This window comes from Burkholderia sp. GbtcB21, from assembly GCF_019091065.1.
In the GTDB taxonomy this organism is placed as follows: Bacteria; Pseudomonadota; Gammaproteobacteria; order Burkholderiales; family Burkholderiaceae; genus Burkholderia; species Burkholderia pyrrocinia_C.
Genome location: NZ_JAGXKA010000009.1, coordinates 111452 through 124973 on the forward strand (window position 1 = coordinate 111452; position 13522 = coordinate 124973).

The window sequence follows — 13522 nt, forward strand, 5'->3', positions numbered from 1 at the left end:
CTCCTACCGTGGCCCATAACCTGCTCAACGACACCTTCCTGCGTGCGCTTCTGCGCGAGCCGACCGACTACACGCCGATCTGGCTGATGCGCCAGGCCGGCCGCTACCTGCCCGAATACAACGCGACGCGCGCGCGCGCCGGCAGCTTCCTCGGCCTCGCGAAGAATCCCGACTACGCGACCGAGGTGACGCTGCAGCCGCTCGAGCGTTTCCCGCTCGACGCCGCGATCCTGTTCTCGGACATCCTGACGATTCCGGACGCAATGGGGCTCGGCCTCGACTTCCAGGTCGGCGAAGGGCCGAAGTTTGCGCATCCGGTGCGCACCGAGGCCGACGTCGCGAAGCTCGCGGTGCCGGACATCGAAGCCACGCTCGGCTACGTGACCGGCGCCGTGCGCGAGATCCGCCGCGCGCTGACCGACGGCCAGGGTCGCCAGCGCGTGCCGCTGATCGGCTTCTCGGGCAGCCCCTGGACGCTCGCGTGCTACATGGTCGAAGGCGGCGGCTCGGACGATTTCCGCACGGTGAAGTCGATGGCGTATTCGCGCCCCGACCTGATGCACCGGATCCTCGACGTGAACGCGCAGGCGGTGGCCGCGTACCTGAACGCGCAGATCGAAGCGGGCGCGCAGGCCGTGATGATTTTCGACACGTGGGGCGGCGCACTGGCGGACGGCGCATACCAGCGCTTTTCGCTCGACTACATCCGTCGCGTGGTCTCGCAGCTCAAGCGCGAGCATGACGGCGAGCGCGTGCCGGTGATCACGTTCACGAAGGGCGGCGGGCTGTGGCTGGAGGAAATCGCGTCGACCGGTGTCGACGCGGTCGGGCTCGACTGGACGGTCAACCTCGGTGCCGCGCGCGAGCGCGTCGCGGGGCGCGTCGCGCTGCAGGGCAACCTCGACCCGACGATCCTGTTTGCGCCGCCGGCCGCGGTGCGCGAACAGGCGCGCGCGGTGCTCGACAGCTACGGCAACCACCCGGGCCACGTATTCAACCTCGGGCACGGCATCTCGCAATTCACGTCGCCCGATCACGTCGCCGAACTCGTCGACGAGGTACATAACCACAGCCGCGCGATCCGTAGCGGAGCCGCCGGCTGAACGCAAGCGCTGTCATGCTGCACTGCGGGGTGACAGCGTTTCGCTGCCGGCGCTAAACAGGGCGCAACCCCGTACCGGTTGCCGATTCGTTGCTTGTCAAGACTTGACTTATACACATTTTCCACGTTGCAGCGCGGTAGAGCCCTGTGTCGGTCAAATTGTCTCGCTATGGTTTGGTAATTTGAATAGCAGCCTTATGGAATAAGGCTCCGCGGGGCACCGCCGCAAACGGCGGAAAACCGCGGAAAACACGGCCCGGCGCGCGTTGCGGCCATTGAGCGGCGAGTTCTCAACAAAGTTATCCACAGGCTGGGCAGGGTATACGGCGATTCCTAATGCGAATCCAAAACTTAGCGCCGAATCTGAAGTTTTACTTTAAGTTCGCTGCCGCGATGCGGGTGCGAGTGCAAGCCGTCCATGCGGCACGTACCGCCGCCGGGGCGCCGTGATGAACGGCACCTACCTGCGCGTCGCGCTCGACCATCCGCTCGCGACCCTGTTCGACTACCGCTGCGATGCGCAACCGGCACCCGTGCCCGGCACGCTCGTGCAGGTGCCGTTCGGCAAGCGGCAGGCCGTCGGGCTCGTCTGCGAAGTGACGACTCACACCGACGTGCCGCCGTCCCGGCTGCGCGCGATCGATGCGATCTGCACCGACTTGCCGCCGCTGTCGGCGGACTGGCTCGCGCTCGTGTCGTTCGCGGCCGACTACTATCAGCGCGGGCGCGGCGAGGTCGCGCTGCCGGCGCTGCCGCAGGCGCTGCGCGACGCCGGACGCTGGGGGCGGCTGCTGGCGCCCGAGGTGCGCTACCGGCCGACGGAAGCCGGTCGTGCGGCACTGCCCGATGCGTTGCCCGCACGCGGGGCCGCGCTGCGACGGCTCGCGCAGGCGCTCGTCGACACCGGCTCGCTGGGGCTGCCCGACGCGCGCGTGCTGCATCCGAAGGCGGCCGCGACGCTCGACGACTGGGCGGCGCGCGGCTGGGTCGACGTCGAGGAGATCGGCTGGAACGACGCGCCTGTGCCCAAAGCTGTGGATAACCTGTCGACAACCGGTGGACGAGCCGTGCCGCCGGCGCTCACCGACCAGCAGGCCGAGGCGCTCGACGCGATCCGCGCTGCGCAGGGTTTCGCGCCGTTCCTGCTGCACGGCGTGACGGGCAGCGGCAAGACCGAGGTCTATCTGCATGCGCTCGCGTCGCTGCTCGACGCGCGGCCGGACGCGCAGGCGCTCGTGCTCGTCCCTGAAATCAACCTGACGCCGCAGTTCGAGGCCGCGTTTCGCGCGCGCTTCGCGGGTGCGCTCGCCGACGACGCGATCGTCACGCTGCACAGCGGGCTCGCCGAGGGCGAGCGCGCGCGCAACTGGCTTGCCGCGCACACGGGCCGCGCGCGGATCGTGCTCGGCACGCGCCTCGCGGTGCTCGCATCGATGCCGACGCTCGCGTTGATCGTCGTCGACGAGGAGCACGAGCCCGCGTACAAGCAGCAGGAAGGGCTGCGCTACTCGGCGCGCGATCTCGCCGTGTGGCGCGCGAAGCAGCTCGGCATCACGGTCGTGCTCGGCTCGGCGACGCCGTCGCTCGAAACCTGGTGGCAGGCCGAGCAGGGCCGCTACACGCGGCTCACGCTGTCGCGCCGCGCGGTGGCCGACGCGACGCTGCCGACCGTGCGGCTGATCGATCTCGAGGAGGAGCGGCGGCGCGGGCGCGCGTCGATGGGCGGGCTGTCGGGGCCGCTCGTCGCGGCGCTGAAGGCGCGGCTCGAGCGCGGCGAGCAAAGCCTCGTGTTCCTGAACCGGCGCGGCTACGCGCCGCAACTCGCGTGCGACGCATGCGGCTGGGTCGCGGGCTGCCCGCGCTGCAGCGCGTACGTCGTGCTGCACAAGCCCGAGCATGCGCTGCGCTGCCATCATTGCGGCTGGGAGGCGCGCATTCCGCGGTCGTGCCCCGAGTGCGGCAACGTCGACATCGCGCCGCTCGGGCGCGGCACGCAGCGCATCGAGGAGGCGCTCGCCGAGGCCGTGCCGGGCGCGCGCGTGCTGCGGATCGACGCGGACAGCACGCGCCGCAAGGGCAGCGCGCAGGCGCTCTTTTCCGACGTGCACGCGGGCGAGGTCGACATCCTCGTCGGCACGCAGATGATCGCGAAGGGGCACGACTTCCAGCGCGTGTCGCTCGTCGGCGTGCTCAACGCCGACACCGCGCTGTTCTCGCACGACTTCCGTGCGAGCGAACGGCTGTTCGCGCAGCTGATGCAGGTGAGCGGCCGCGCGGGCCGCGCCGGGCTGCCGGGCGAGGTGATGGTGCAGACGCGCTACCCGCGTCACGCGCTGTACCACGCGCTCGGGCGGCAGGATTACGTCGGCTTCGCGAATTCGACGCTCGGCGAGCGCCGCGACGCGCACCTGCCGCCGTTCGTCTACCAGGCGCTGTTGCGCGCCGAAGGGCGCACGCTCGACGCGGCGCTCGCGTTCCTGCTGCAGGCCGCGGCCGCGTTGCCGGGGCTGCCGGGCGCCGATCGCGTGACCGTGTACGACGCGGTGCCGATGACGATCGTCAAGGTCGCGAACGTCCACCGCGCGCAGTTGCTGCTCGAAAGTGCGTCGCGGGCGGCGCTGCAGCATGCGCTGCGCGCATGGCAGCCGGAGCTGCGTGCGCTGAAGGGCGTGCTGCGGTGGAGCGTCGAAGTCGATCCGCTGGATATCTGAGCGGCGCCCGCGCAGCCGTCGCGCGGTGCGCCGCCGCGTTGAAGCCCGGGCCGCCGGGCCCCCTCCGAACCGTCTCTCGTCGCGCGCTCATACCAGGCGGCACACTCGCCGCCACACCCAGTGCAACCCGTTTTCGTCCGCCGCCGTGCGCGCCGGAGGTTGCACACGCATGTCGAATCGGCTCGATCAGGGAAAACACCGATCCCCGGACCGCGGGCAACTCCTAGGTTGCAACCTTCTAAGTGGCTGATTATATTGACTAACTCAAGGGTGCAACCCATCTCTCAATTTGGTTGCACCTTTTTATTGCGTGCCGTAGGATTTCGCGCATCCTCTCACACCACATTGCCGGGCTCGCACCGGCGCACGAACCCACCATGGCAAGCACGACTCTCGGCGTCAAAGTCGACGACATTCTCCGCTCGCGCCTCAAGGACGCCGCCGCGCGTCTGGAGCGCACTCCCCACTGGCTGATCAAGCAGGCGATCTTCGCGTATCTCGAGCGGATCGAGCACGGCCAGCTGCCGCCCGAGCTGTCGGGCCACAGCGGTGTCACGGAGCTCGCCGACGGTCAGGCTGCGGACGGCGACGACGACAACTCGCCGCATCCGTTCCTCGAGTTCGCGCAGAACGTGCAGCCGCAGTCGGTGCTGCGCGCGGCGATCACGGCCGCGTACCGCCGCCCCGAGCCGGAATGCGTGCCGTTCCTGCTCGGGCAGGCGCGCCTGCCCGCGAACCTGCAGGCGGACGCGCAGGCGCTGGCGACGAAGCTCGTCGAGGCGCTGCGCGAGAAGAGTTCGGGCGGCGGTGTCGAAGGGCTGATCCACGAGTTCTCGCTGTCGAGCCAGGAAGGCGTCGCGCTGATGTGCCTCGCCGAAGCGCTGCTGCGCATTCCCGATCGCGCGACGCGCGATGCGCTGATCCGCGACAAGATCAGCAAGGGCGACTGGCGCTCGCACGTCGGCCACGCGCCGTCGCTGTTCGTCAACGCGGCGACCTGGGGGCTGATGATCACCGGCAAGCTCGTGACGACCAACAGCGAAGCGGGCCTGTCGTCGGCGCTCACGCGCCTGATCGGCCGCGGCGGCGAGCCGCTGATCCGCAAGGGCGTCGACATGGCGATGCGCCTGATGGGCGAGCAGTTCGTCACCGGCGAAACGATCTCCGAAGCGCTGGCCAACAGCCGCAAGTACGAAGCGCGCGGCTTCCGCTACTCGTACGACATGCTCGGCGAAGCGGCGACGACCGAAGAGGACGCGCAGCGCTACTACGCATCGTACGAGCAGGCGATCCACGCAATCGGCAAGGCGGCCGGCGGCCGCGGCATCTACGAAGGCCCGGGCATCTCGATCAAGCTGTCGGCGCTGCACGCGCGCTACTCGCGCTCGCAGCAGGACCGCACGATGAGCGAGCTGCTGCCGCGCGTGCGCGCGCTCGCGCTGCTCGCGCGCCGCTACGACATCGGCCTGAACATCGACGCGGAAGAAGCCGACCGCCTCGAACTGTCGCTCGACCTGCTCGAGGCGCTGTGCTTCGATCCGGATCTCGCGGGCTGGAACGGCATCGGCTTCGTCGTGCAGGGCTACCAGAAGCGCTGCCCGTTCGTGATCGACTACCTGATCGATCTCGCGCGCCGCAGCCGTCACCGCCTGATGATCCGCCTCGTGAAGGGCGCGTACTGGGATAGCGAGATCAAGCGTGCGCAGGTCGACGGCCTCGAAGGCTATCCGGTCTATACGCGCAAGATCTACACCGACGTGTCGTACCTCGCGTGCGCGAAGAAGCTGCTCGCGGCGCCCGACGCCGTCTACCCGCAGTTCGCGACGCACAACGCATACACGCTGGCTGCGATCTACCAGCTCGCGGGCCAGAACTACTACCCGGGCCAGTACGAATTCCAGTGCCTGCACGGGATGGGCGAGCCGCTGTACGAGGAAGTCACGGGCCGCGACAAGCTGAACCGCCCGTGCCGCGTGTACGCGCCGGTCGGCACGCACGAGACGCTGCTCGCGTACCTGGTGCGCCGCCTGCTCGAGAACGGCGCGAACACGTCGTTCGTGAACCGCATCGCGGATAAAACCGTGTCGGTGAAGGAGCTGGTCGCCGATCCGGTCGATGAAGCGATGAAGGTCGTGCCGCTCGGCGCGCCGCACGCGAAGATTCCGCTGCCGCGCAACCTGTACGGCGACGAGCGTCCCAACTCGATGGGCCTCGACCTGTCGAACGAACACCGTCTCGCGTCGCTGTCGTCCGCGCTGCTCGCGAGCGCGCATTTCCCGTGGCGCGCGGCGCCGATGCTCGCCGACGACGCGCTCGCCGACGCGCCGGCCCGCGACGTGCGCAACCCGGCCGACCAGCGCGATACGGTCGGCACGGTCAGCGAAGCGACGGCCGAACACGTGAGCGCGGCGCTCGCGCACGCGGTGGCCGCCGCGCCGATCTGGCAGGCGACGCCGGTCGACGCGCGTGCCGATTGCCTGGTGCGTGCCGCCGACCTGCTCGAAGCGCAGATGCATACGCTGATGGGCCTGATCGTGCGCGAAGCCGGCAAGTCGCTGCCGAACGCGATCGCCGAGATCCGCGAAGCGGTCGACTTCCTGCGCTACTACGCCGCGCAGATCCGCGACGAATTCTCGAACGACACGCACCGCCCGCTCGGCCCCGTGGTCTGCATCAGCCCGTGGAACTTCCCGCTCGCGATCTTCATGGGCCAGGTGGCGGCGGCGCTCGCAGCAGGCAACACGGTGCTCGCGAAGCCGGCCGAACAGACGCCGCTGATTGCTGCGCAAGCCGTGCGCCTGCTGCGCGAGGCCGGCGTGCCGGCCGGCGCGGTGCAACTGCTGCCGGGCGACGGCGAGACCGTCGGCGCGGCGCTGGTCGCCGATCCGCGCACGCGTGCGGTGATGTTCACGGGTTCGACCGAAGTCGCGCGCCTGATCAACAAGACGCTCGCCGCGCGCCTCGATCCGGACGGCAAGCCGATTCCGCTGATCGCGGAAACGGGCGGCCAGAACGCGATGATCGTCGATTCGTCGGCACTCGCGGAGCAGGTCGTCGCGGACGTGATGCAGTCGTCGTTCGACTCGGCCGGTCAACGGTGTTCGGCGCTGCGCGTTCTATGTCTGCAGGACGATGTCGCGGACCGCACGCTGACGATGCTCAAGGGCGCGATGCACGAGCTCGCGCTCGGCAACCCCGACCGGCTGTCGACGGACGTCGGCCCGGTGATCGACGGCGAAGCGAAGCAGACGATCGATACGCACGTCGCGGCGATGAAGGACAAGGGCCACGCGGTCACGCAGTTGCCGGCGCCCGATGCGTGCGCGCACGGCACGTTCGTGCCGCCGACGCTGATCGAGATCGGCAGCATCGACGAGCTCAAGCGTGAAGTGTTCGGCCCCGTGCTGCACGTCGTGCGCTACCGCCGCAACCAGCTCGACAAGCTGCTCGAGCAGATCCGCGCGACCGGTTACGGCCTGACGCTCGGCATCCACACGCGGATCGACGAGACGATCGCGCACGTGATCTCGAACGCGCACGTCGGCAACATCTACGTGAACCGCAACGTGATCGGCGCGGTGGTCGGCGTGCAGCCGTTCGGCGGCGAAGGGCTGTCGGGCACGGGCCCGAAGGCCGGCGGCGCGCTGTACCTGCAGCGCCTGCTCGCGACGCGTCCGTCGGGCCTGCCGCGCTCGCTCGCGCAGACGCTGATTGCGGACGGCGCGGTCGAAGGCGATGCGCGCGGCAACCCGGCGGCGGCGCTCACGACGCTGCGCGACTGGCTGATCGAGCAGCGCGAACCGGCGCTGGCCGCGCGTTGCGACGGTTATCTCGCGCAGGTGCCGGCCGGCGCGACCGCGGTGCTGACCGGCCCGACGGGCGAACGAAACACGTATACACTCGGCCCGCGCGGCACGGTGCTGTGTGTCGCGGCGACGCCGGGCGGCGCGCGCGCGCAGTTCGCGGCGGTGCTGGCGACGGGCAACCGCGCGTTGTTCGCCGGCGCGGCCGGCGAGGCGCTCGTCGCCGCGCTGCCGGCGTCGCTGAAGCCGCACGCGGCCGTGCGCAAGCAGGCCGACGCGGCGTTCGACGCGGTGCTGTTCGAAGGCGACAGCGACGAACTGCAGACGCTCGTGAAGGACGTCGCGCAGCGGCCGGGCCCGATCGTGTCGGTGCAGGGCGTGTCGGTGGGCGCGTTCGAGAACGGCGACGCGGAAGACTACGCGCTGGAGCGGCTGCTGACCGAGCGCTCGGTCAGCGTGAATACGGCCGCGGCGGGCGGCAATGCGAATTTGATGACGATCGGCTGATCATCCTTGCCGTTCGGATCAAACAAAGAAGCGGCAAGGCGATCCCGAAGCCGCTTCACTTACCCTGGTACCAAGGAGATGCTATGCAACACACGATGAAAAAGGTGGCAGGCGCGACGTTCGTCGCGGTCATGTCGCTGGCGGGGACGGCCCATGCGGATGACGTGAAGATCGGTTACGCAGGGCCGATGACGGGCGCGCAGGCGCACTACGGCAAGGATATGCAGAACGGGATCGTGCTCGCGCTGGAAGACTTCAACGCGACGAACCCGAAGATCGGCGGCAAGCCGGTGAAGTTCGTGCTCAGCACGCAGGACGACCAGGCTGACCCGCGCACGGGCACGACGGTCGCGCAGAAGCTCGTCGACGACGGCATCAAGGGCATGCTCGGCCACTTCAACTCGGGCACGACGATCCCGGCTTCGCGCATCTACGCGAACGCGGGCATTCCGGAAATCGCGATGGCGACGGCGCCGGAATACACGCAGCAAGGCTACAAGACGACCTTCCGCATGATGACGTCCGACACGCAGCAGGGCTCGGTGGCGGGCGCGTTCGCGTCGAAGGATCTCGGCATGAAGAAGATCGCGATCGTCGACGACCGCACGGCCTACGGCCAGGGTCTCGCCGACCAGTTCGAGAAGGCCGCGAAGGCCGGCGGTGCGACGATCGTCGACCGCGAGTTCACGAACGACAAGGCAGTCGACTTCAAGGCGATCCTGACCAAGCTGAAGGCGGCGAAGCCGGACCTCGTCTACTACGGCGGCGCGGATTCGCAGGCAGCGCCGATGGTCAAGCAGATGAAGGCGCTCGGCATCGCGGCACCGCTGATGAGCGGCGAAATGGTGAAGACGCCGACGTTCCTGAAGATCGCGGGCAACGCGTCGGAAGGCACGATCGCTTCGCTGGCGGGCCTCCCGCTCGAAGAGATGCCTGGCGGCAAGGCCTACGCCGACAAGTACAAGAAGCGCTTCGGCGAAGAAGTGCAGACCTACTCGCCGTACGCCTACGACGGCGCGATGGCGATGCTCAACGCGATGAAGAAGGCCGATTCGACCGATCCGGCGAAGTACCTGCCGGTGCTCGCGAAGAGCGACATGGCGGGTGTCACGTCGACGCACGTCGCGTATGACGCGAAGGGCGACCTGAAGAACGGCGGCATCACGATGTACAAGGTCGAGAAGGGCGAGTGGAAGCCGCTGAAGAGCATCGGCGGCAAGTAAGCAGCCTGTGAATCGCGGGCGGCGGCGAAGGTCGCTGCCCGGCCGATCATGCGAAAAAGCCACCGGGCCGTCGGGCCTGGTGGCTTTTTTTATCGGCGTGAGCGGACGCTACTCCTTGCGCACGCGCAGCAGGAATTTCTGCAGCTTGCCGGTCGGCGTGCGCGGCAGCGCCTGCGCGAACGCGAACTCGCGCGGGATCTTGTACGCGGCGAGCCGCTCGCCGCAGAACGCGCGCAGCGCGTCCGCGTCGGGCGCCGCGCCCGCACGCATCACGACGTGCGCAACGACCGTCTCGCCCCAGTCCGGATGCGGGACGCCGACGACGGCCGCCTCGGCGATGTCCGGATGCGCGCCGAGCACGTCCTCCACTTCCTTCGAATAGACGTTCTCGCCGCCGGTCACGATCATGTCCTTCAGCCGGTCGACGATGAACAGGTAGCCATCCTGATCGATTCGCGCGACGTCGCCGGTGCGATACCAGCCGCCCGGTGCGAACGCGGCGCGCGTCGCGGCCGCGTCGTCGAGATAACCGAGCATCATGCTGTCTGCCTTCAGCCAGATCTCGCCGGTCTCGCCCGGCTGCGCGTCGATGCCGTCCATCCGCACGACGCGCAGGTCGACGCCCGGGCCGCCGTGGCGGCCGATCGAACCGGCCTTCGCGATCTGCTCGTCCGGATACAGCGTCGTGCCGGCCGGCCCCGTTTCCGTCATCCCGTACACGTGGAAGAACGCGTCGCTGCGATACGCGCGCGCGAGCCGTTCGGCCTGCGCGGCGCCGATCGGGCCGCCGCCGTACAGCCACGCGCGCACGCTCGACAGGTCGAACGCCGCGAAGCCGTCGATCGTGTCGAGCGGCAGCGTGTACGACACCGGCGCGCCGAAATACAGCGTCACGCGCTCGCGCTCGACGGCCTGCAGGAACCGCAGCGGATGGTATTCGCGCAGCAGCACGACGGTGCCGCCCGCGACCAGCGTGCCGCCGAACCAGTTGTTGAGCGGCGACGAATGCCAGATCGGCATCGCCATCAGCGTGCGCTCGTTGCGGCCGATGCCGATCGCGAGCGCCGCCGACATCGCCGCAAGCGTCACGGTGCGGTGGCTGTGCACGCAGCCTTTCGGGCGGCCGGTCGTGCCGGACGTGTAGAGGATCTGCGCGACATCGCCGTCGGCCGGTTCGATGCCCGCGACGCCGTCCATCGTCGCGCACATCGTGTCGAAGCACGGCACGCCGTCGAGCTCGCCTTCGGTCACGAGCCGCCGCGCCGGATGAACGATGCGTTCGACCACCGGCGCGAGCGCCACGTCGAACAGCAGCGCCTTGCTGCGGCTGTGTTCGAGCACGTAGTCGACTTCCGGCGCCTGCAGCTTGTGGTTGACCGGCACGAACGTCGCGCCGAGCCGCCACACGCCGAACATCAGGTCGACGAAGGCCGGCGTGTTGAAGCACATCGCGGCGACGCGATCGCCGGCCGCGATGCCGAGCGCGCTCAGCACGGCCGCTGCGCGGTGCGAGTGCTCGCGCGCGGCGGCATAGGTGATCGTCGCGGATTCGCTGACGAGGAACGGCTTGTCGGGCGTCGCGCGGGCGGCGCGGTCGAGGGCGGCGACGAGGTTCATCAGGGCTCCGGGCGGGGCGATCGAAGGCGGACTCAGGCGAACGAACCGGCGTCAGGCCGGGTACGCGCGCTGCAGCAGCGCGGCGACGTCGATCGCGTGCGGATCGAAGCCGCCCGCGATGCGGCCCCAGTCGGGCGCCGCGAGCCGCGTCGCGACGAACGCGTCGGCGACGGCCGCAGGCGCATCACGGCGCAGCAGGCACGCCTGCGCGACGATCGCGAGCCGCTGCGCGAACACGCGGCCCGATGCCTCGAGCGTGTCGGCCGGCGCGGCAAGCATCGCGCGCAGCGCGTCGAGCGCCGCGCGGATGCGCGGTTCGCCCGCACCGAGGTCGGCGAGTTCGGCGAACAGCGCGGCGGCTGCGTCGGGCTCGCGCGACACCGCGCGCAGCACGTCGAGGCACATCACGTTGCCCGAGCCTTCCCAGATCGAGTTGACGGGTGCCTCGCGGAACAGCCGCGCGATCGGGCCGTCGTCGACGTAGCCGTTGCCGCCGAACACTTCCATCACCTCGCCGGTCAGCTCGACCGCGCGCTTGCAGACCCAGAATTTCGCAGCGGGCGTGACGATGCGCTTCCACGCGCGTTCGCGCGGCGAGTCGTCGCGCTCGAACGCGTCGGCAAGACGCATCGCGAGTACGAGCGCCGCTTCGCTTTCGAGCGCGAGATCGGCGAGCACGGTGCGCATCAGCGGTTGTTCGGCGAGCGCGCGGCCGAACGCGTGGCGCTGGCGTGTGTACGCGATCGCCTGCACGACGCCCTGGCGCAGCATCGCCGCGCTGCCGAGCACGCAGTTCAGCCGCGTATAGGTGGCCATTTCGATGATGGTCGGGATGCCGCGGCCTTCGTCGCCGAGCATGATGCCCCACGCGTCGTTCAGCTCGATCTCGCTGCTCGAGTTGCTGCGGTTGCCGACCTTGTTCTTCAGCCGCTGGATCTCGACCGCGTTCTTCGTGCCGTCCGGCCGCCAGCGCGGCACGTAGAAGCACGACGGGCTGCCGCCTTCGGTGTGCGCGACGACGAGGTGCGCATCGCACATCGGCGCGGAGAAGAACCACTTGTGGCCGCGCAGCAGGTATTCGCCGCCGCGCCCGCCCGCGCCGACGGGCGTGGCGAGCGTCGTGTTCGCGCGCACGTCGGAGCCGCCCTGTTTCTCGGTCATCCCCATGCCGAACCAGATCGAGCGCTTGTCGGCGACCGGCACGTCGCGCGGGTCGTAGTCGTCGCTGTAGAGCTTGTCGCGCAGCAGGTTCCACAGCGCGGGCTCCTTCTGCAGCACGGGAATCGCGGCCTGCGTCATCGTCGCCGGGCACAGCGTGCCGGCCTCGATCTGGCCGTGCAGGTAGAAGCCGGCCGCGGTCGCGGCCCAGCGGCCGCGGCGCGTATCGCGGAACGCGAGCGACACGAAGCCTTCGTGGCGGTACTGGCCGAGCAGCGCGTGCCACGCCGGGTGGAAATCGACGCGGTCGATGCGCCGGCCGCGCCGGTCGAACGCGTTCAACTCCGGCGGGTGCTGGTTCGCTTCGTCGGCGAGTTGCGCGGTGTCGGCGCTGCCGAGCCGCGCGCCGTACGCATCGAGCTGCGGCATGGCCCAGTCGGCGCCGGCGCGGGCGAGCGCGTCGCGCAGCGCGACGTCCGTCGCGAAGAGGTTATAGTCGACCAGTTCGTCGAACTGGTTCGTGATGGCGTGAGTCGATTCGGTCATCGAAGTTGTCTCCGGTCTCATGCTTCGCGGGCGGCCGGCGTCATGCAACACGGGTGGCGCTGCGGCGCTGGTTCCGGCTCCCGGTAAACGCATTCCCTGCTGAATTCCAGAGTAGCAAATATGCCGCCGCGACATGTTCAGGTTCCGGCGCCGCCCGGCCAGCCGGCGGCGCAACCCGCGCCCGCGTTGCGCCGCCGGCCGCGCCAGTCGCGCGCGCAGGCGAGCTCCGACGCGCTGCAGCAGGCGTTCGTTCAGCTTTTGCTCGAACGCGGCTACGCGAAGGCGACGATTCGCGAGATCGCGGCCGTCGCGGGCGTCAGCATCGGCACCTTCTACGAGTATTTCGGCGACAAGCAGAGCCTCGCGGCGCTCTGCATCCACCGGTATGTGCTGGCGATGGCCGACCGGCTGCGCGATGTGGCGCAGCGGCTGCGCGGCGCGCCGCGGGCCGAACTCGCTGCGGCGCTCGTCGACCTGCAGGTCGACGCGATCGGCGCCGACACCGCGCTGTGGAGCGCGTTCTTCGCGCTGGAGCGGCAGGTGTCGCCGCTCGCCGCATACCGCCGGCATTACGACGCATATGTCGCACTATGGCGCGACGCGCTCGCGCACGCGGCCGATCCGCCGCCGGCCGCGCGGCTCGACGGGCTCGCACGGATGGCGCATACCGTCTGCTACGGCGGCCTCTCGCAGGCATTGCTGACGCTCGGGCCCGCGCTCGACTTCGCCTCGCTGCGCGGCGAGCTGCGGGCCGTGCTGCTCGCGTATCTGGCGGCGGCGGGCGCGTAGCATCCCTTACGGGTAATGCCTGATTCGCATGTCAGGCCGGCAGGCTGGCCTTGCCGCTGCGTGCTT

At 69.6% G+C, this 13522-nt stretch carries 7 protein-coding genes; 5 read left to right on the forward strand and 2 right to left on the reverse strand.

What is annotated here, in order from left to right:
- The first annotated feature begins 8 nt into the window (after positions 1-8).
- The 4 genes from hemE (at position 9) to KVT39_RS21010 (ending at position 9346) form a co-directional block, all read left to right on the forward strand.
- Complete coding sequence (hemE, locus tag KVT39_RS20995; RefSeq protein ID WP_368858932.1) at positions 9-1103, forward strand: uroporphyrinogen decarboxylase; 1095 nt, start codon at positions 9-11, stop codon at positions 1101-1103.
- Positions 1104-1551: 448 nt separating this feature from the next.
- Positions 1552-3813 (forward strand): primosomal protein N', encoded by a 2262-nt coding sequence (locus KVT39_RS21000; RefSeq protein ID WP_217590109.1) that lies wholly within the window; start codon positions 1552-1554, stop codon positions 3811-3813.
- 377 nt (positions 3814-4190) lie between these two features.
- On the forward strand, positions 4191-8123 hold the full coding sequence (gene putA / locus KVT39_RS21005; protein ID WP_217590110.1) for a trifunctional transcriptional regulator/proline dehydrogenase/L-glutamate gamma-semialdehyde dehydrogenase: 3933 nt from the start codon (positions 4191-4193) through the stop codon (positions 8121-8123).
- A gap of 83 nt (positions 8124-8206) precedes the next feature.
- Entirely contained in the window at positions 8207-9346 is a 1140-nt protein-coding gene (locus tag KVT39_RS21010) for a branched-chain amino acid ABC transporter substrate-binding protein (protein ID WP_034183844.1), read from the forward strand.
- A 108-nt stretch (positions 9347-9454) separates the two neighbouring features.
- Here KVT39_RS21010 and KVT39_RS21015 read toward each other — a convergent pair whose 3' ends face one another.
- Together KVT39_RS21015 and KVT39_RS21020 are read right to left on the reverse strand one after the other, a co-directional pair.
- Positions 9455-10963, reverse strand: a complete 1509-nt coding sequence (locus KVT39_RS21015; protein ID WP_217590111.1) for a class I adenylate-forming enzyme family protein — start codon at positions 10961-10963, stop codon at positions 9455-9457.
- Between the two features lie 51 nt (positions 10964-11014).
- Positions 11015-12667, reverse strand: coding sequence for an acyl-CoA dehydrogenase family protein (locus tag KVT39_RS21020; RefSeq protein WP_034183846.1), 1653 nt, complete (start codon positions 12665-12667; stop codon positions 11015-11017).
- Positions 12668-12787: 120 nt separating this feature from the next.
- Between KVT39_RS21020 and KVT39_RS21025 the strand changes: the two genes are divergently transcribed.
- Complete coding sequence (locus KVT39_RS21025) at positions 12788-13456, forward strand: TetR/AcrR family transcriptional regulator (protein ID WP_217590112.1); 669 nt, start codon at positions 12788-12790, stop codon at positions 13454-13456.
- Positions 13457-13522: the final 66 nt, after the last annotated feature.

Bases quoted from the DNA above. Each gene is read 5' to 3' on its own strand.
- KVT39_RS21000 (WP_217590109.1), top strand. From the start codon at position 1,552: ATGAACGGCACCTACCTGCGCGTCGCGCTCGACCATCCGCTCGCGACC.
- putA (WP_217590110.1), top strand. From the start codon at position 4,191: ATGGCAAGCACGACTCTCGGCGTCAAAGTCGACGACATTCTCCGCTCG.
- KVT39_RS21015 (WP_217590111.1), bottom strand. From the start codon at position 10,963: ATGAACCTCGTCGCCGCCCTCGACCGCGCCGCCCGCGCGACGCCCGAC.
- KVT39_RS21025 (WP_217590112.1), top strand. From the start codon at position 12,788: ATGCCGCCGCGACATGTTCAGGTTCCGGCGCCGCCCGGCCAGCCGGCG.
- KVT39_RS21010 (WP_034183844.1), top strand. From the start codon at position 8,207: ATGCAACACACGATGAAAAAGGTGGCAGGCGCGACGTTCGTCGCGGTC.
- KVT39_RS21020 (WP_034183846.1), bottom strand. From the start codon at position 12,667: ATGACCGAATCGACTCACGCCATCACGAACCAGTTCGACGAACTGGTC.